Annotated in this window: 1 protein-coding gene; it reads left to right on the top strand. The window is 43.3% G+C overall.

The genetic code is table 11. From position 1 onward, the window contains the following. A partial coding sequence (locus VTH8203_RS19780) for a glycosyl hydrolase family 18 protein (RefSeq protein ID WP_244181266.1) occupies positions 1–766 on the top strand: 766 nt, incomplete at both ends.

A 766-nucleotide genomic window follows, 5' to 3' on the forward strand; every position in this document is an offset into this window, starting at 1 on the left:
ACTACTCGGAAGTAAAACTGTCTTCAGCCGTAGGTGCGACAGAGAAGTACATTAATCTAGTTGGCGCCTCGAATTACCTAGCGCTCGGTGGTCCTGACGGGCTATTAGATAAGATATTTTTAATGAGCTATGACTATTGGGGTGGATGGGACACAGTACTTGGTCATCAAACCAATTTATTTGGAGACTCTATCGATTATCCTAATTATACAGACTCGGAGGGTAAAGTAGTCGAGACCAATAGTGCAGAAAATGCCATTAACCTTCTCGTTGATATGGGGGTTGAGAAGTCTCGGATGATGTTGGGTATTGCCAATTACTCTCGAGGTAAACAAGCGAGTGCTATCGGCACTGATGGCGACCCATTTAGCGCCACTGGTGTATCTAATGCGGTTGTGTTTGGTACGTGGGAGGGAACTGTTCTTGAAGGGTATGATTTGTTTGCTAACGTTGCAGGCCCTGATATGAAAGGGGTAAATAACTTCAAACTGTTCACTGATACGAACAATAATACTGATTATTACTACAATCCCGTGAGTGGTGTTTATCATTCCATTGACACCCCAAGAACGGCAGCCTTGAAAACTAAGTATGCGGTTAACAATGGTCTTCGAGGGGTATTCGTTTGGACGGTAGAACAAGATTATCAAGGTTTAATCGCTGATACGGTTAATCATAATTTAGGACATACCATTGCCGGAGATGGCGCCTACAGTGTTGCTGAAATAGAATCACTTTCTTCAACGTGTGGCGATAACGTCAATGT

This window comes from Vibrio thalassae (assembly GCF_900089835.1).
GTDB classification, from domain to species: domain Bacteria; phylum Pseudomonadota; class Gammaproteobacteria; order Enterobacterales; family Vibrionaceae; genus Vibrio; species Vibrio thalassae.